Genomic DNA, 17643 nt, shown 5'->3' on the forward strand with positions numbered 1-17643 from the left:
TCTCATTTTTCCTTATTACTTATTTAAACAGCATCTAAAATCGTATTCTTCAAAGATACCTTTGGCATATAGCCTTTCCCTTGTGCCTCTTTGATTGCCTCGGCATTTGGGTCCACTTGCTCTCTAAAATCGTCTCCAAAAATTTGGAGCCGCAAACAATGCGCCACAACTAATTCCAGGTCATGTATTGGATCTGCCTCATACTCATCAAAGTATCGCGCATACTTGCGCGAATCATAGACGTCCGGCGCGCCTCCATGGATCACCGAAGCACGCAAATCCATAAGCTGCCTTAGCCGTGCGTCTCGCACATGAGTTCCAAGCATTTCTCTGACGCCATCAATAACGGCTTGCGTTGCATGATTGGCGTCGCCGAAAACCGCATCTAAGGTCATACAGAGAATTGGAAAGCGTTCTGGTGGGTCCAACTCCCATGCCCTATAAAAATACTCAAGGGCTCTTAATTGCCGCCGCACTACTCGTTCATTTGTCGTAAGTTTATTAGCTATTACTCCAAGCCATGCGTGGTCAGTGGCTTCGATTACTATGTCATGCATTAACGGTGGCGTGTGAGGCAAGCCGAACGAAACTTCGCTTCCTTCATCGCTGATTACGAAATTTCCGCCAAACATATCTCTGCCTGAGAATAGATATCTATATCCTGGCAATGGCGCCAAGGCTAAAGCGCCTAAAATGGCCGCCCTCATCTTCCGCGAAACTTGGAGAAGCGGTGATCGAACGCCCAGCCACGCATTAGGCAGAGACCTCTGGCCTTTCCAATCGGAAAGTGGAGGAAAACTGTCAGCCCTGATAGCTCTCACATCAATGTTGTCCCTCGACATTGTTTGATCCAAATATTCAGGAGCAACTAGAAAGAATGGTTCGGAATTGAAACTCTCGGCTACTCGAACTGGAATCAGCGGGAACAATGAGATTCTGTTTGTCGGGCAAAAGACCGGAGAGCTTGCAATAGCGTTTGCCAACCGCGACTTTGCAGCCGCAGAAACCTTCTGCGCATAGTCGGTGCTGAATCGGGTAAAGAAGACTTCGTCCGCTATGTACCCGTAGTTTTCCGTAATGAAACTACGAAGCGCGCTCGAAATGTCTCCTATAGGAAGATACTTTAAATAAGCTGGTCCGTTGCGTCGGACAAATAAAGCCGCACGTATGATCCTGGATTGGTGAAAGAATATTTCAGCCCCGAATCTTCTTTCCCATAATGGCGCGCCAGGCTTACCAAAAAGGAACGATGATCTAAGCCCGCTCGCATCCTGTTGAGATATGGATGCGAGTAACAATTCAACTGCTTCCTGATGCATCTCTTTCGGCATAGACACATAATAGCCGATAATGAGATCGCAGCATTACAGCGGGCTAATACATTTGTAGAGCTGGCATACGTTATTATGCGGTAGCGGCTCATTTCATCGACAACTCAGTAGGAAAAGATGATTTCCTACTGAGCTGATATTTGAAAGTGGTCATTGGAAGAGACAACCCTCCAATCTATGAACATTAAATCAAATTTTTCTAATTTCTATCACTGGTGCTTCTTTTGGCGTCTCCGCGCCCACCTCGCCATTTATATAGAGTTTTCTCCAACTCCTCCGAGTTCTCAACATTCATATTGATAACAGCGATGACGTAGTCGACATCCACATCACGTGCATCGCGTATGGCAGTTAGAAGGGCAGAGGTGAACTGTTCCTTGGTAGGATGAGCCTGTTCAGAAGTCCAAAGCTTCTTCAGAAACTCAACGGCAATAGACAATGTTGCCTTCAAATCAATTGAGGGAACTGCAATCATTTTTACGACACGAGAGAATGACTCCATCGACTTCTGGCTCGCAACAGCGTGATACAGCGTACTTGCATCCAGGGATGTGAAGGTATGCCCCGCATCAGCAATAGAATAGATTACTTCTTGGTACTTTTCGGGTGAGATTTCTTGAGCATTTCGCAACACAGAAACAAGCGGTTGTAGCCAAACTCCCTTAACTCCCGCACCCCATTCGGCCAGGCGCCGATACATAAAATCTTCGCTCACTAACACGCGGCCAGATCCGTTGGCCGCCGCCATTAGGTCAAAAAATGAAGGTGGTGCCTTGTCTCCAAGGTCGGCCAGCTTCTGCTGAATCGGAGATTTTTGCACGGCAGGGACAATCACCGCCCGCTGACGCGCGGCGTCCAATACAGCCCGCGCATGGTCATACGCGGCTCTCGTGTCCTCTTCAGTGTATACCGTCCTAAAGAGCTGGCCATTCTCCGCGTTCATCGTCATTGCTTCCCGGCCAGCGGTTATCTGAAGCTTCTGCTCATGACCTTCCATTTCATCTACAGACGACTGAACGAGGCCCGCAGGTCCGAAAACGGCCTCGACTGCGTCAAGTAATCCAAAAGCGTAGATCAGCCAAAATGTGACTGTGTCGAAGATCAGAGATGGCTTTGGCGCGAGCAAGGCCAATGCTGCGTTCCGCTCTACCTCCGTGCCTGCGGCTACCTTCATTTCCGTTCCCTGCATGGCGAGCCACTGCCAAGTCTCGACGACATATCGGCCCGCCATCAGCGCAACCATGGAAACCGGTAGGTTTTTCTCGATATATGCTTGCCTTACGTTAGCCGCCCTTTCTGACGTTCGCTCGACTAAGACTCTTACCTGATCGATTACAGAATCCGGTTTTGACTCCTCAATGCTAAGGCCAACCATTCCTTGCTCATTCGGAAACAGGATATTGAATTGACCGAGCGATTCATGAAACAGGTGAAGATACTTGTGCTTTATGAACGTGATCTTCTGCGCACGTTTGAAGTATTCCAGCTCAGATGTCTCGATTTCATCCCCGACCTGGCGGCCTATAGCTTTTTGCGCTAGGAAGCTGTCAGGTGAAATCTCGTTTCTTGAGAAAATTGGCGCATCGTCCGCTTCAATCGTGCGGACTGATACATGCCCAGCTCGATCAGCTATCCCGAAAACCGTGTTAGGGCCGATGATTGTGGGTTCCGGCATCGCCTTCTCCGCGCTACCATTCTTGAATATCAAACCACAATATGCCGTATGCGCGATTGGTACATCCCAATGCTTTCGGAGCGTCATGTAACCGACTGCAAGAGCGCGTTCGCCGTAGTCATTGCGATCAAGAGCATGAGCTAGGGCCATTAACTCGCTCGGCCTTGCATTGGGGAATTCCAGCGGCCCCTCAAGGAACTGCCTTATTTCATCCGTGCGCCCCCGATGTTCTGCTACTTCTAGCCACATCAACGCAGATTCCAGATCGTGAGGCCGCACCTCGCGAAGTTTGGAGAATTTCTCGAGTGAAGCGTCGTATCTGCCTATCCGATTATATAACAATGCTGCTGGCCGGAGATATTCGGGCCTATTAGCAACTTCGGGCGACATAGCCTCTATCAATGCGACCGCTTCATTCCTTCTATTCGCATTGATGAGGGCAATGAGTTGGCGTTTTAGCGGCACGGAAGCGGTATCGGGTGACGCCAAGGAGCCCAGCGCGTCAGCCGCGACATCCCATGCATGAGCTTCAAATGCTTCCATTCCCAGAACTAATCGGCTCAACGGATTAGTTCTGTAACCTTCTGTCTGCATACCTAATTCGGCGACGCCTTGCGCTTCATCTTCGTTCCCCTCAAGACCATGAATGCGACAAAGGGCGGCATAGCCAACCACATCTTCGACCTTGTCGTTAATAAGTGCCTCAGCTTCGGCTCTGGCCTCATCCTTTTTTCCGGTTTGCCATAGAAGTGAGATGCGGTCTGCAATTAGAGAAGGGCGGTCTTGTAGATCGGGTATTGCCAGCATCTTGTCGGCGAGATCGAGAGCCTCCTGAAATCTGCCTACAGAAGCCAAAACTTCAAACCGCACACCCATAATCTGGAGTTCGTCATTTGACACCAGATCGAGTATCTTTTCTGCTTCACTGCGCTTACCTTGCTCAAGCAGTATCGCAGCCTTGTGAAACAAGGTCATCGGCTCATTCGGAGCTACCTTTTCGACCTCTTCAACACGCCGCCACGCGTCGTCCAATTTCCCGAGGAAGCGCAGACCGACGATTAGGTTATAAGCATGCAAGGCATATCGCTGCGGGGCTTCGGCCTTCCTGCCTTTTTCCCAAAGAACTTCCAGAATAGCGATTGCCCGATCAATCTTGGTACGGTCCTCCAAACTTAGCTGACGCCCATGTAATTTTTGAGGATTTTTAGTAATTTCGGTAAGTAATGCTGGAGCCAAATCACCAAGAATGGCCTCATTGTCTGGCTCTGCAATTGCCGCTTTCTCAAATATAGCTATTGCCTTATTGAGATCGCCTTTTTCCCGATACCATCTCGCTGCAACCAAGAGGACACTTGGGTCAGATTGCAATGATTCGGATACGAGAGACTGCGGGTCCGTGATGCCGTCTTCATGGAATGCGGCTAGAATGCGTAAAACACCGATGTTCGAGTCTTCCGGGAACCGCTCTATTGCTGCGACGGCGGTCTCTGACGCCAAACTCCATTCATCCAATAACAGGTGGGCGTGGATGACATTTGCGGTTGCCGTCGGGTCATCTGCACCAAATTCCGCGGCAGCCTGAAAGCTTTGCGCCGCCTCCTTCACTTTTCCGAGATGCAAATAGGCCGCACCTTTATTTGTAAGCAGTCGGAAGCGCGCTCGTGGGGTTGCCTTGTCCCAGCGGGTATTTATAAGTTTATCGAATATGCTGAGCGCCGTCTGGGGCTGTTCATCATTCATTAAGTCGCGCGCGAGATTGATTTGACCCTGCAATTCTATGTCATTTTGGTCGACAGGTTTCTGCGCTGGGCCTTCACTAATCCCGCCCCGCAGCATCTCCATAATCATGTCGAGTTTTTTGTCGGTCTTACTGGAGAACTGTGGGTACCATTGCTCCAGAATCTCCTCATCGAACAGGCCGGTTATGTCTTCCCAGTGCCATATCTCAACTGTAAATCGATCTTCCTGCTTGCGAGCCAAGGAGAGCACCCGAACGTGCTCTTCGATATCAACATCCTTTGAACTGGTGGTCGCAATGATCCAGTGCTTGAGCGGTGGCTCAAACAAGTCCGCCTTGGCTATCTCTTCGTCAATTTCGGCGCGAGTGAGCTTACCGCCCTGTGATTTCTGCTTGCACTGAATGCCGTAAACATTTTCAGGTGCGTCTTCGGACCAAAAATAGATATCCGTCCCTTTCTGCTGCTGTCCTAGTCGACCATTTTTCTTGGCATTTGCCGCATATTGCCGAACAGCCAGCGCCCGGCAGATTTCTTCAAAATCTTGCCAGTTCTTCGGTGGTGGTAGTTGAAGCTGGTGAATATTCATCGACCGGCTCGATATGTTCGGTAAAGTGTAAGGACAGGCACTTAGAATCCGCCATGCCAGTTCTTGCTAAAATTTGCAGTTCGGAGCCAAGAAATCCAACCGGCACGGCCTTGAATCTACAGTCTACAGCCAGCGGCCGTCTAGTTCGTGACGACTTTCGTAGCTTCTCGGCGGCTAGAGCCGATAACTTGTCCCATAGCCGTTCTACAGGACAACTTAAAGCTAGCTGGTTGGGCTGCAATTACCCGATAGCCGCCACCGCAGCTCCACTAAGTAATATCATCTCCAGAGTTATTTAACCGCGAAATGACGGGAGAACCTGCTCAGCCGGATTCTACTGAGTAGATCGTCCTTATCCACTTGGTCCCTACTTGAGCAATCTGTCGAAGAATGCCTTGGTGCGCTTCTCGGCATCGGCTGTTGCGGCAGGGTTCATCTCAAGGCGATGCATCTCAACCTTGCCGCCGATCACAGTACCGGGAACCTCGACCGGGCGAGGGATATACTCATCGAAGGAATGCGTCACATTAGGATAAACAACCAGCTCTACGAGTTCTTTTCGCTTTAGATTGCGGCTATCGACCAGTTCCTGGCAGCGAAACACAGGGGTCCAGGAGTCTTTGTCCCCGATCAAGATCAGCAGCGGGATATCCACGTTGCCTTCGGTTTTGACGTCGCAGAGCGGGTAAAAGGCCACAGAGCCCTTGATACCGTATTCCTTGGCGTGGATATCGGCCTGCACCAGCTTCATGGTGGTCCAACCGCCATGGGAGAAGCCAATCGTGCCGATCTTGCCTTTGGCAACATAGGACTGCTGATTGAGCCATTCGGCAGCGCCGATGGCATCAGATACACGCCGCTGCGGCATCACAGCCGGGGTATTGGTGGCGATCCCGTTGGGGAAGCCGCGGGGGGTGAAGCTATCAAAGACCAGCGCCACATAACCCCAAGAGACGAATTTGCGTGCCCAATTGCGGTGGTGATCCCGCATGCCGCCGCTGCCATGCATGACGATGATCGCCGGAAACGGTCCCTCGCCTTCGGGCTTGAAGACCTCTGCCTTGATATCGAGCGGACCACTGAGCCCAGGTATTGCCGCCGTCGGATATTGGATCTGCTGCGGACCGGTAGTTTTGCAACCGGAAAACAGAAGAAGAATGGTACCAAACACGAATAGAGATGCGCGCTTCATTGAAACCTCTTAGATCGGATTATGTGAGCAACCTTCGGATTGGGCCGATCACGGCAGCCCATAGACAAGCACCTGCGTATCGCCGCCCTTCGGCCTCAGGACATAGCGAATAGGAACCTGAAAACCCTCGACACGAATGGTGCGCGGCTTGATGGTGAATGTGTATGGCTCAGGCGTTTGCGTGGCCCGATTGAACTTTTCAGCCTTCGCGTTGATCGCGCGGTCTGGTAAAGCGACATCCAGCAGTAAGCGGGCCCGACACTCGGTGGGGCCAGAGCCGGTATTCCGCATCAGCGGCTCGATGCCGATGAGATCAACAGAAGGATTGCTTGCTGCTCGGTTCGCCGCTTCGATGAAGCTTTCGTTTCTCGCAAGAAAGATGAGCGTGTCGTTGGAGTTTGGAAATGGCGCACCGTTTTGTTCGGCGACGTAAGTGCTGATTGCCTTATAAACTTCTGCGCCTAGCCCGTCGTCATTGCCTTCAAGCTTCCGATATCGCTCTTTGACGATAGCGATAACTGTGTTGCGCACGCTGGGCTGATCGCACCGGTGGGCCTGCTGCGAGTAAGCGGGGAAAGTCACCAACCCAGCAGCTAACGCAATCAGGGCCGCTGCTGAATTAAGAACACATGCTTTGGGTGTAGCCCACTTAGGCGTTTCAGGACGGTGTTCCGCCATGTAGTTCCCGCTTAGCGTTTGCTAGAAGCGCCCCCCTGATTCGGCCCTCTAAGTCGTATGCTCGGGCCATTTACGACTCTTAGAGTCGTATTTGTATCCAGGTCAATGGAAATTACGGCGTAATAAGCCGTGGTGGGCACCCTTATACCGGTCGAAAACACCGGTATGAGAGAACAAGAGCTTCTGATCCAGCTAGGCAACCGCATTAAGACCTTGCGCAAAGGCGCTGGTCTTTCGCAGGAGCAGTTAGGCGATAAAGTTGGCCTGACCTACGAATCCGTGTCCAAGCTCGAACGCGGCCTGAACTTTACTGGCTTGGGCACCCTTTTCCAAATCAGCAAGGCATTGGATTGCAGCCTTCCAGATTTGTTTAGCTGGGCGCCGAAAAGGAAGCTGACCGCCGATGAGGAACAGCTGGAGCGGGCAATTGATAGACTTCACTCACTGCATCAATCCGATGAAGCACCGTCGGCCGATGACATCGAAGAGCTGATCAGACTCATAAATCGCAAGAAGCGTAGAAAATCATAGTCAATACTCCTCTGCCCGCATCAGCGTGAGCACTCGCGTCGTGACCACTGGATCAGCAGGGTCTTCCGATCCGGCCTGCAGTGTCCGGTCGTAGTAGTCGATTTTCCAGAACAGCTTCACCCGGTCGGCATAGATCGTCCCGAAGTCATGTTCGCCATAGGGATCGTTATCCTCGGTAAATTCGTCGTAGCTGGCGACCTCTTGTAGAACCTGCGTTAGAGCGTCAGGCCCCAAGGCCCGCACCCCGCCCGTGATAACGAAGCGGCCACCGATGCCGGTCCGCCGGAATCGGTCATTCAGCTCCCGGATCTTGGCCACGCGCTCAAGTTCCTGTTGTTCATCGGACATGATTTTCCTTCCCGCCAGATCGCTCTGGCGGCCTCTCTGTGCTGATTGTCGGGTTGATTGGGGGCGGGCTTAGGCGCCCGGATGGCCGCGCCAGTTGCGGTAAGCGGCGATGGCAAATTCGAGCTTGTTCACGGCATCGGCCAAATCACCGGCTTCCCAGGTGTAGATCACCACATCGGCCTCATCGGCCATCCAGTCGGCATAGGCTTCGGCCGTAGTCGGGAGGGACGTCCGTAAACCCAGCCGCTCGTTCAAAGGCCGGTCGGGCTGCTCGGGGTTGCCCTCGATGGGGTCAGTCATGGAAAGTCTCCTGTTGTTAGGACGCAGATATGCAATCGCCCCGATCCTCGGGGCGCTAAGTCGTCTCTGGATGTTGGAAAGAGCTGTCCGCTAGGAGACGGCCTGGATGGTACTCAGGCCCTACAGCAGGGCTACCAGACGGCGCTTCGCTGCCCCGTCGCCTTCGATATACGCCTGAGTCTGCTCGATCGACCGGTGCCCGGCTAGCTGCTGGACATCCCGGAGGCTGCCACCAACCTTGAAGACCAGCCTGGCAGCCTGGGTAATGAAGGTCCGCCGCCCGGAGTGGGACGAGCATCCCTCCAGCCCCAGCTCCCGGTAAAAGGCGTGAAACCAGTTCACGACGCTGCTGGCCCGCAAGGCACCGCCGCGCTCCGACCGGATGACCGGCCCTTCCGCGACGCCGCGAGGCCGAAGCTTGGTCAGAGCCGCCTGAATATCCCGGTGCATGGGAATGGTTCGGCCAGACCGCTTCTTCGCAGCCCGATCATGCAGCTCGATCCGGTCGGCGATCTGCCCATCGGCCGTCAGCACCATCTGCCAGGTCAGGTTGGCGATCTCGCCTGCCCTGAGCCCCGCCTTAGCCGACAGCAGCAGCATGGCTTGATCCCGATCCGGCCAGCGGCCTTGTCTGGCGACGCGCAATGCGAAAGCCATTTGCGATCTGGTCAGCGTCTTAGCCTGTTTGCCAGCCATTTGGCCGATTCTCGATGCCGAATCACTACTATAAGTAGTATATAGAAATTCGGCCAAAACGTCAATATCAATTATTTATCAGTATTTTATGGTATAATTGGCCGTACAGCCGATTCGTGAAAACTTGGCAAAATTCGCGAATTTTCCCTTTATACGAGCATGACAGAGACAATGAGACTGAGACGCCAATTAACAACTTATGGCTGCGGGGTCGCCTGCGTGGCAATGATCGCCGGGGTCGGCTACTGGACGGCCTGTGAGGCCATCTTCGGGCCTGAGCCGCCACAACGTCACAACACTCATGCCGCCGATCTCAGACGCGGCCTGAAGCGCCTTGGCATCGCGCTGGCCGACCGTCTCAGCCCTCTTGGCAACCGGTCGCTAGCGGACTTGGCGACCAGCGCCATCGTGAAGGTCAATCCGCGGCGGAATGGCTGGCATTGGGTGGTTTGGGATGCTGAGCGTCAAAGGATTCTTGATCCGCGCCAGCCGTCATATCAGCGGTATCGCGTGGTCTCGCTGCTGCCAGTTCGATAAAAGTCATCCGGCATCTTGCCGCCAGACAATTCGGGTTTCGCCAACAGAGCCGCGCTTGATCGCGGCGCCAAGAATAATTATGGCGCCATGAATAGTGCTGGCGCCGATAATCATGATGGCAGAGCCGCGCCAAGAAAAATGATGGTGGCGTCGCTCGGCCAAGAATAGTGATTGTGTTGTTTTGCAGTGATGTTGAACTTTGGCCCTGTAGAAGCATCCAGGAGGCAGTTTGGAGCGTCAACGAGCCACTTTCCCATACAGGGCAGCAACAGTAGTCTACACATTCTATATATCTACACAGTAGACTCTAGACTCTATAGATATCCCCCCTCCCCATTATTAATCGTGGGTATTGTAGATAGCCGAATGGGCCAGTTTCAGCGGTGCGCGAAACAGGATCGCCAAGATGCTCGAAGCGGCCGCGTGGGCTAGTCCAAACTGGCCGCGGTTCCGAAATTAAAACTCAACATTTTGTAATTTAATTTGCCATAGAGATCGACGTAGTTCAAAAGCGGTTCTGTCGGCAAGATTGGTAGGCGGCGTTTACCGAACAGGCGACCACTCCTCGGAGCGGCCTTAACTCTGTAGGCCGCCAAGATGCGAAACCGATCTGCCCGCTCTTGGTCCTGGTGACGAGGGGAGAATTTGATCTGGTGCTTGTGCGGGAACATGCCCTTCTTCTTCAGCCCTTTCTTGTATCGCTCTAGATCAGGGATATAGGCGAGGGCATGCCAGTGCAGCAGATAAAAATCTTCATCTCGCTTTGGGTCGAGTCCCAGTTTCCGCAGCAGCTTGTATTTCCGGCGACGTTTTCGCATTTTCTGCCGCGTTTCGACATCGAGCCCGGCTTCAGCAGCCTTTTTGTGAGACCGACGGTAACGGTATAGTTCGATTTCAAAATACCCGTGGATCACAATTTCACGATACCAATCCCATCTTTTGGCGCGGTCGGCGTGGTGATTCCGTAATTTCCGGCGAGTCAACTCCATGATCGCCCTGGCCTGCTTCTCGACCTCGTCTGGCGTTCCATACAGGACCGCCACAATCCCGGTGAAGAACTTGATATCCTCATCCGATACATGCGCGAAGCTGCTAGTCATGCACCGTACATCGTGTCCAACGCGCATCTGCCGACAGTATGGCGATAGCGTCAGATTAGACGGCCGCTTCTTGTTGCAATTTAAAAGCTTCTGCAGAAGAGCAGGGTTATGCCCCGATCTGGCAAGTACCTGACAAATGCTGTTGAACTCATCGATCCGCCGGTTGACGTATTCCCGGCGGTGGCACTGCGAAAACAAGCCCTCCGCAATATACCTCTTAAGGTGCGGATTTGGCACCTTCGCAGCCAGCTCGGGGTTTACGCCGGTGCCGAACTGGAGTCCAATTTTCCCGTCGCGATAAGCGTCCTCGAAAGACGCATCCAAATCTGCAGCAGGACGCAACTTCATTGCTTCGTCACGATGGCTTCTTGAACGACAAAGGCAGTGCCCTCGCGGACGGCTGTAACCTGCAGCACGTCTCCAGCGTCCTGGTTCTCCGAGAGCTTCCCCAGGATCGCCCTGTCCCACTTTAGCCTGGGCGGCCGCATAGTGCTGTCGGGTGACTGTTGTCCGACTGCGCTCCTGAACTCCCGGATGAGGTGGGAGGCCACCAGCGCACGAGTACGCAATCCGCTGGAGAGTGTGCCCGGCTTCACTTCCGCCCAACATGCTGCTCGCAAGAGGAGGCTGTGGTCACGTGCCGAAGATTTGTTCTGTGTGAAGAATATCTTCGCTACAACGGTTCCGCCGGGCGTATCCTTGCGCGCAGGTACTCCAGTCTCCTTGGCGTAGCGCCATAGCCGTTCTTCAAATTCAGGGTCAGCGCAGGATCTTAGGAAAACGGCATAGGCCGCCTCCAGGACCTCGTCCTTAATCTCACTGAGGCTCTTTGCCTTTTTGCCAATGCTCTCGGCAAGACCGGCAATGTCATCGCTGATAGTCAGCAGTTCATTCACTGAGCGCGCGAAGTCTCGGGCTTTCTCTCGCTCGGCCTGCGATACAACCGCCAGCACCTGGGACGACATCTCAGTCCTCCTCAGCCTGGCCGGTCACGAAAGGTGCTGGCTCACCCGTTGAGGTGTCGGATTTTTCGACCTTCGGGCGCCCCGCCTTCGACTGATACTTCGGAAGGCTCTGCAGCCAACGCTCTGCCTCTTCCATATGAATGAAGGTGGAACGACCGCACTTCACAGCGGTCAGTTCGCCATCGCGCAGCATCAGATAAACCTTGGCGCGGGAGCGACCGTATCGCTCACCGAACTCTGGTATCGTCAGTAGCTTCTTGTCTTGAGAAGTAGTCATAGGCGCACTCCAAAGGTCGGCCAAAGACAAGCCGATTTTTTGGAGAGACGCGACTAAACCCTGTGCAAAGTTTCAGGCGTATTTTGGCAAAACTTTGCACAAATTAATCTGGAAGGAGCTTACGCACAGCGGTATCGATGGCCGTCCAAGACACATCCAACTCTAGAACGCCACAAAAAACCCTGACAAACGCAATAAAACTTCCGCCCTTGGTTGACCTGTCAAATGGAAGCCCATGAGACTTCCATATCCCTGCCAGCTCACCGACCAGAGAATCAGTCAAAAGGTCTGGTTTATCGCCCGTTCTCACTTCTTCAGGCTTTATGCGGCTGCGCATTCTTTGAGTGATGGCACTCAAGTCGGACAATTTCTCTAAAAATTCCTCTTTACGGATTATCCCAACATATCCGTTCACCAAGATCGCCTTGGCAGCGTCCTCCGCTGTAGTGATTGCCCGATGAAGAAATGCAATCTGCTCATTTAAATTAGGGACAATTACATCCGCTTTCTCTGAACGGGTTCGGCGCCCTTTGTAGCGACCGTATATCGCGGATAATTCATCTCCAATGGGCTTGGAAAATGCGAAGCCTACATCCTCAGCGATCCGCTTTAACTTATCAGGCGAAATTTGATTAGGCTGATCCCAGATTGTTGAACGTATGGTGTTCTTTGATCCTTTGGGTACTTTTTTATCACGCTTCTCTTTCGGCATTTTCCACCTATGCAGCAAGGATTCTGAGTTTCACCGACCGGCAGTACTCGCTCCAATCCTCCATCAGCTCACGCCGCTTCAGGAACAGATCGCCACGGCGATATGCCGCCTCCACCTTGTCTGAAATGGTGTGGGCCAAGGCCATTTCTGCCACTTCACGGGAATGCTGCGTACTCTCAGAAGCCCAGTCACGAAATGTCGACCGGAAGCCATGAACGGTCAATTTTGGGTGTCCCATCCGCCCCAGCATCTGCAGCATCGTCATGTTCGAGATGTGCTGCCCCTTCCTATATCCACGGAAGATGTATGGAAACTCATCAAGGCCGAGTGCTTTCTGCTCTTGCTTGAGTTCCGCCAGAATAGCCATGCATCTAGTGTCCAATGGCACACGGTGTTCTCGCCCTGCCTTCATGCGATCCGCTGGAATTGTCCAAGCCTTCAGTTCCCAATCTATTTCAGACCAGCGAGCCGCAATTGCCTCGCCAGTTCTGACGGCAGTCAGAATCAGGAATTCCAGTGCTCGAGGCGTGATGCCGACCTGCTTGCGTAATTGCGCCATGAACTCGGGCATTGCCTGATAATCCAAAGCTGCATGATGCACCACTTTGGCAACCCTTGACCGCTTCGGCAGGAGATTCTCGATATGCCCACGCCATCGAGCGGGATTGTCTCCAGTACGGTAACCTCGTGCAGAGGCCCAATCCAGGATGGCTTCAATACGCCCGCGCACACGTGATGCCGTCTCGGTCTTTGTTCGCCAGATCGGATCCAGTACGCGCATAACGGCCGCAGTATCTATCGACTGAACCGAGGCATTCCCAAAAACTGGGTAAGCATAGGTTGTAAGGGTGCTGCGCCATTGTTCAGCATGTTTGGCGTTTCGCCAACCTAGGGCGTGGCTTTCAATATACAGCTCAGCGCAATGCTTAAAGTCGACGACGGCTGCAGCAGCTAGAGTTTCTTGCTTGCGTGTATCACGCTTCTTTTCGAGAGGATCGATGCCCTCGAACTTCTGACGCCGATATTCGTAAGCCTTGTCCCGCGCTTCAGCCAACGTAATGAGATGGCACGGCCCAAGTCCCATTGCATGAGTGCGACCGCGAAGCATGTAGCGGTAGATCCACGATTTGCTCCCTCCCTTCGCGATCTGGAGATAAAGCCCACCCCCATCAGGGTACATGCCGGGCTCTTTGAGACGAGCCACTTGCAACGCTGTTAGGCGATTGAACGTCCGCCGCATCCCTCACCTACAAATTTACTAGTATAGGATGCAGGCATTGTGATGGTCAGCGCGAGACGTGTCTAGACTGATTTTTTAATAAATACCTGTTTTATAATGATAATTTATTCAAACATAGACGCCGGTAGACCACCTTAGATTGCGTATGTTTAGACACCCTCTCCGCCACTATTTCATGTGCAGATCAGAACGCGGGCCTGAAGCACCAACCTGGCTGATCAGAAAAATCTGTCCAGAAATCTCGCCGCATCGTCCGAGAGGCCGATGATCTTGTTCGTGGCCTGGCGATAGAACTTGAAATTGAGTTCGGTCTCCGGCCGGCCATCGTCCCAGTCGGCATAACCCTTGAGCTGGTTCCGCCCCAGCGGCCGTTTTGCGCGGGCGACGATCCTAACCGTCAGGCTCACCCGCGGGGTCTGCCGGGCGAGGCCGGGCTTTTTTGCCACCGGCTTCGCCGATACGACCATGCCGCGCGCGATCAGTCCGCGGCCACCCTCGTGATCGCTGGCAAATACGAAAACCGCGTCGCCTGCCGCGATGCGCTTGCCGCCATACATCGTCTTCTGGGCAACGAACCTGAATGTTTCCGCCCCCGGATCGCCAATGCCGGCCTTGATCGCGAATGCCATGCTTATTCCTCTTTCAGGCTCGCCACCGCGCTTGCCGCCGCGCGTTCCACCTGCGCCCGCAGCCAGATATGGGCGGGATCGTCCTGCGCGCGACGATGCCAGGCCATGTACATCGGCAGGTCGCCGATGCCCTGCCGCGCCACCTCGGGCAGCGGGATGGCGGCTTGCGCGAAATCGCGCATCAGGCCCTCGCGCAGCAGGCTGGGCATGCTGGCCAACATCGTGCTGCCGCGCAGGAAGGCCGGCACGCCGGAGAAATTCGGCACCGACACGGCCACCACGCGGCGATGGCCCGCCGCCTCCAGGCGCTTATCGAACTGCAGCCGTTCGTTGTCGCTGTAGACCACCGTGACATGCCGCGCCTGCAGATAGTCTTCCGCGCTGCGCGGCGCCTGCCGCATGGCGGCATCGAAATAGCAGACGTAGCGGTCGCTCAAGAGCCGCTTCTGCAGCACGTCGGTGCCGCTGGGCGGTACGGGCGAGATCAGCAGGTCGCAACGGCTTTCGCGCAGCATCTCGGCGCTGGGAAGCTGCGAGGGGATGGCGCGCAGGCGCACGCTGCGCGCCGCGGCCTGCAGTTGCCGCAGCAGGGTGGGCAGCAGCAGGTCGCGCTGGAAATCGTTGGCGGCGATGGTGAGGTCGAGATCGGCGGTGGCGGGGTCGAAGGCGGCGCCGCGGGCGAAGGCCTGCATGCGGTCGAGCAACTGCCGCGCCGGCTCGGCCAGCGCGCGGGCATGGGCGGTGGCAATGATGCCGCGGCCGGATTTGACGAAAAGCGGATCATGGGCGATCTCGCGCAGCTTCTGCAGGCCGTGGCTGACCGCCGACTGGGTCAGGCCCAGGCGCGTGGCGGCGGCCGTGACCGACCCTTCTTCCAGCACCGCCAGGAAGAGCTGCAGGCCATGGCCATCGAGGGCCAAATGATCGAATCTGTTCATGTGATATATTATAATTAATCAATTTATCTTTTGAATAGAGGAGTCGACACTGCTCCATGCGCATGGAGGGCCGCCCCGGCCGCCCGGCGTGCATCTAGGGAGCAAGACATGGATACCAAAGGGGAATTCTTCCAGCGCGACCGCCGCCTGCATCCGCCGGCCTATACCCCGACCTACAAGACCAGCGTCACCCGCTCGCCCAGGCACGCCCTGCTGTCGCTGCAGAATTCGCTGTCCGAGGTGACCGGTCCGGTGTTTGGCCATAACGAGATTGGGCCGCTGGATAACGACCTGATCCGCAACTACGCCCAGACCGGCGACCCGATCGGCGAGCGCATCATCGTGCATGGCCGCGTGCTGGATGAAAACGGCCGCCCGGTGCCGCGCACGCTGGTGGAATTCTGGCAGGCCAATGCCGGCGGTCGCTATCGCCACAAGAAAGACACCTATCTCGCGCCGATCGATCCGAATTTCGGCGGCTGCGGCCGCACGCTGACCGACGAGGACGGCTATTACTTCTATCGCACCGTCAAGCCCGGCCCCTATCCGTGGCGCAACTACGTGAATTCCTGGCGGCCGGCGCATATCCATTATTCGGTCTTCGGCTCGGGTTTTGCCCAACGCCTGATCACCCAGATGTATTTCGAGGGCGATCCCCTGATCCGCACCTGCCCGATCCTGCAGAACGTGCCCGACAGGGATGCCCTGGAACGGCTGGTCGCGCCGCTCGACATGAATGCATCGATCCCGCTCGACACGCTGGCCTACCGCTTCGACATCGTGCTGCGCGGCCGGCGTTCCACCATGTTCGAAAACAAGCTGGACGGGAACTGAAGCCATGCCGCAGCCCCTCACCTACCTGCCGGAAACCGCCTCGCAGACCGCCGGTCCCTATGTGCATATCGGCCTGGCGCCGCATCAGGCCGGCTTCGACATCTTCACGCATAATTTCAGCAACGTACTGGCCGGACCACAGACCAAGGGCGAGCATATCGTGATCGAGGGCCGCGTGCTGGACGGCACCGGCGCCACGCTGAACGACGTGCTGCTCGAGATCTGGCAGGCGAACGCGGCCGGCCGCTACAACCACCCGGCCGATACCCAGGCCAAGGCGCTGGAGCCCGATTTCCGCGGCTGGGGCCGCACCGGTGCCGATTTCGACACCGGCATCTACCGCTTCGAGACGGTCAAGCCCGGCCCCGTCCCGGGCCGCCACGGCCGGATGATGGCACCGCACATCAATGTCTGGATCGTGGCACGCGGCATCAATATCGGCCTCAACACGCGGATGTATTTCTCCGACGAGGAAGCAGCCAATGCCGCCGATCCGGTGCTGAACCTGATCGAACTGAAGCAGCGGCGCCAGACCCTGATCGCCCGGCGCGGCGAGAAGAAGGATGGCAAGACCGCCTACAGCTTCGACATCGTCCTGCAGGGCGACAACGAAACGGTGTTCTTCGACATCTGAGCCGGCGCCATTTGACTGGCCGGCCGGCGGCGGGCAACCTGCCGCCGGCCATGCCCACGCTTCCGCCTCCCTGCCCGCTCTGCGGCGGCAATCCGCAGCCCTATCACCGCGACGCGCGGCGCGACTATCTGCAATGCCCGGATTGCGACCTTGTTTTTGTGCCGCCGCAGCAGCAGCTGGAACCGGCGGCGGCGGAAGCCTTCTATGCCACGCACCGGAATGCGCTGGATGACGCCGGCTACCGCCGTTTCCTGGCGCGGCTGTGCGAACCGATGATCCAGCGCCTGCCGACCGGCGCCTGCGGGCTGGATTTCGGCTGCGGCCCCGCGCCGGCCCTGATGGCGATGTTCATCGCGGCCGGCTTTGCCATGCGCGGCTACGATCCGCTCTTCGCGCCCGATGCGGCGGCGCTGGCGCAACAATACGATTTCATCGTCAGCAGCGAGGTCTTTGAGCATCTGGCCGAGCCCGGCGCCGAGATCAGCCGGCTACTGGTCCTGCTCCGACCCGGTGGCTGGCTCGGCGTGATGACCAAGCGGGTACGCGACCGCGAAGCCTTCGCGCAATGGCACTACATCCGCGACCCCACCCATGTCTGCTTCTATTCCGAGGCGACCTTCCGCTTCATCGCGGCGCGACATGGCCTGCTGCTGGAATTTGCCGGTGCGGACGTCGCGCTGCTGCGCCGGCCCGCCGTCTGA

19 protein-coding genes are annotated in these 17643 nt (G+C 55.4%); 5 read left to right on the forward strand and 14 right to left on the reverse strand.

What is annotated here, in order from left to right:
- Positions 1-23: 23 nt before the first annotated feature.
- The 4 genes from ACK4FK_RS14620 to ACK4FK_RS14635 all read right to left on the reverse strand — a co-directional run bounded on the left by ACK4FK_RS14620 (position 24) and on the right by ACK4FK_RS14635 (position 7201).
- Positions 24-1331, reverse strand: coding sequence for a hypothetical protein (locus tag ACK4FK_RS14620; RefSeq protein WP_409745765.1), 1308 nt, complete (start codon positions 1329-1331; stop codon positions 24-26).
- Between the two features lie 199 nt (positions 1332-1530).
- Positions 1531-5331, reverse strand: a complete 3801-nt coding sequence (locus tag ACK4FK_RS14625) for a PIN domain-containing protein (protein WP_409745767.1) — start codon at positions 5329-5331, stop codon at positions 1531-1533.
- 367 nt (positions 5332-5698) lie between these two features.
- Positions 5699-6523 (reverse strand): dienelactone hydrolase family protein, encoded by an 825-nt coding sequence (locus ACK4FK_RS14630; RefSeq protein WP_409745769.1) that lies wholly within the window; start codon positions 6521-6523, stop codon positions 5699-5701.
- Between the two features lie 48 nt (positions 6524-6571).
- Positions 6572-7201 carry a hypothetical protein gene (locus tag ACK4FK_RS14635; protein ID WP_409745771.1) on the reverse strand — a complete coding sequence of 210 codons (630 nt, stop codon included), beginning with the start codon at positions 7199-7201 and terminating at the stop codon, positions 6572-6574.
- Between the two features lie 129 nt (positions 7202-7330).
- On the opposite strand from ACK4FK_RS14635, the gene ACK4FK_RS14640 reads away from it, so the two are divergent.
- On the forward strand, positions 7331-7732 hold the full coding sequence (locus ACK4FK_RS14640; protein WP_409745773.1) for a helix-turn-helix domain-containing protein: 402 nt from the start codon (positions 7331-7333) through the stop codon (positions 7730-7732).
- Here the strand turns inward: ACK4FK_RS14640 and ACK4FK_RS14645 are convergent, their stop codons facing one another.
- The 3 genes from ACK4FK_RS14645 to ACK4FK_RS14655 form a co-directional block, all read right to left on the reverse strand.
- Positions 7733-8080, reverse strand: coding sequence for a DUF3768 domain-containing protein (locus ACK4FK_RS14645; protein ID WP_409745775.1), 348 nt, complete (start codon positions 8078-8080; stop codon positions 7733-7735).
- A 69-nt stretch (positions 8081-8149) separates the two neighbouring features.
- Positions 8150-8380 (reverse strand): hypothetical protein, encoded by a 231-nt coding sequence (locus ACK4FK_RS14650; protein WP_409745777.1) that lies wholly within the window; start codon positions 8378-8380, stop codon positions 8150-8152.
- 120 nt (positions 8381-8500) lie between these two features.
- Positions 8501-9076: a tyrosine-type recombinase/integrase gene (locus ACK4FK_RS14655; RefSeq protein WP_409745779.1), complete on the reverse strand. Its 576-nt coding sequence runs from the start codon at positions 9074-9076 to the stop codon at positions 8501-8503.
- A 219-nt stretch (positions 9077-9295) separates the two neighbouring features.
- Between ACK4FK_RS14655 and ACK4FK_RS14660 the strand changes: the two genes are divergently transcribed.
- Positions 9296-9613, forward strand: a complete 318-nt coding sequence (locus ACK4FK_RS14660; protein WP_409745781.1) for a hypothetical protein — start codon at positions 9296-9298, stop codon at positions 9611-9613.
- Positions 9614-10041: 428 nt separating this feature from the next.
- On the opposite strand, the gene ACK4FK_RS14665 is transcribed toward ACK4FK_RS14660, so the two are convergent.
- From ACK4FK_RS14665 to ACK4FK_RS14695, 7 genes are all read right to left on the reverse strand, one after another.
- On the reverse strand, positions 10042-11061 hold the full coding sequence (locus ACK4FK_RS14665; protein WP_409745783.1) for a hypothetical protein: 1020 nt from the start codon (positions 11059-11061) through the stop codon (positions 10042-10044).
- Positions 11058-11678, reverse strand: coding sequence for a hypothetical protein (locus ACK4FK_RS14670; RefSeq protein ID WP_409745785.1), 621 nt, complete (start codon positions 11676-11678; stop codon positions 11058-11060). Before ACK4FK_RS14670 ends, ACK4FK_RS14665 begins: the two co-directional genes overlap by 4 nt.
- A gap of 1 nt (position 11679) precedes the next feature.
- On the reverse strand, positions 11680-11955 hold the full coding sequence (locus ACK4FK_RS14675) for a helix-turn-helix domain-containing protein (protein ID WP_409745787.1): 276 nt from the start codon (positions 11953-11955) through the stop codon (positions 11680-11682).
- A 103-nt stretch (positions 11956-12058) separates the two neighbouring features.
- Positions 12059-12667, reverse strand: coding sequence for a hypothetical protein (locus tag ACK4FK_RS14680; RefSeq protein WP_409745789.1), 609 nt, complete (start codon positions 12665-12667; stop codon positions 12059-12061).
- Positions 12668-12674: 7 nt separating this feature from the next.
- Complete coding sequence (locus tag ACK4FK_RS14685; RefSeq protein WP_409745790.1) at positions 12675-13907, reverse strand: tyrosine-type recombinase/integrase; 1233 nt, start codon at positions 13905-13907, stop codon at positions 12675-12677.
- A 218-nt stretch (positions 13908-14125) separates the two neighbouring features.
- Positions 14126-14536 carry a hypothetical protein gene (locus ACK4FK_RS14690; RefSeq protein WP_409745792.1) on the reverse strand — a complete coding sequence of 137 codons (411 nt, stop codon included), beginning with the start codon at positions 14534-14536 and terminating at the stop codon, positions 14126-14128.
- Positions 14537-14538: 2 nt separating this feature from the next.
- Positions 14539-15474: a LysR family transcriptional regulator gene (locus tag ACK4FK_RS14695; RefSeq protein ID WP_409745794.1), complete on the reverse strand. Its 936-nt coding sequence runs from the start codon at positions 15472-15474 to the stop codon at positions 14539-14541.
- A 108-nt stretch (positions 15475-15582) separates the two neighbouring features.
- Here ACK4FK_RS14695 and pcaH point away from each other — a divergent pair, with 108 nt between their 5' ends.
- From pcaH to ACK4FK_RS14710, 3 genes are read left to right on the forward strand one after another with little or no spacing between them, the layout of a single operon-like run.
- The gene (gene pcaH, locus ACK4FK_RS14700) at positions 15583-16308 is read left to right on the forward strand and encodes a protocatechuate 3,4-dioxygenase subunit beta (RefSeq protein WP_409745796.1); all 726 of its coding nucleotides are present in this window, start codon (positions 15583-15585) and stop codon (positions 16306-16308) included.
- Positions 16309-16312: 4 nt separating this feature from the next.
- Positions 16313-16942 carry a protocatechuate 3,4-dioxygenase subunit alpha gene (gene pcaG / locus ACK4FK_RS14705; protein ID WP_409745798.1) on the forward strand — a complete coding sequence of 210 codons (630 nt, stop codon included), beginning with the start codon at positions 16313-16315 and terminating at the stop codon, positions 16940-16942.
- A 50-nt stretch (positions 16943-16992) separates the two neighbouring features.
- Positions 16993-17643 carry a class I SAM-dependent methyltransferase gene (locus tag ACK4FK_RS14710; protein WP_409745800.1) on the forward strand — a complete coding sequence of 217 codons (651 nt, stop codon included), beginning with the start codon at positions 16993-16995 and terminating at the stop codon, positions 17641-17643.

Source organism: Ferrovibrio sp. (assembly GCF_046297895.1).
Taxonomy (GTDB): Bacteria; Pseudomonadota; Alphaproteobacteria; order Ferrovibrionales; family Ferrovibrionaceae; genus Ferrovibrio.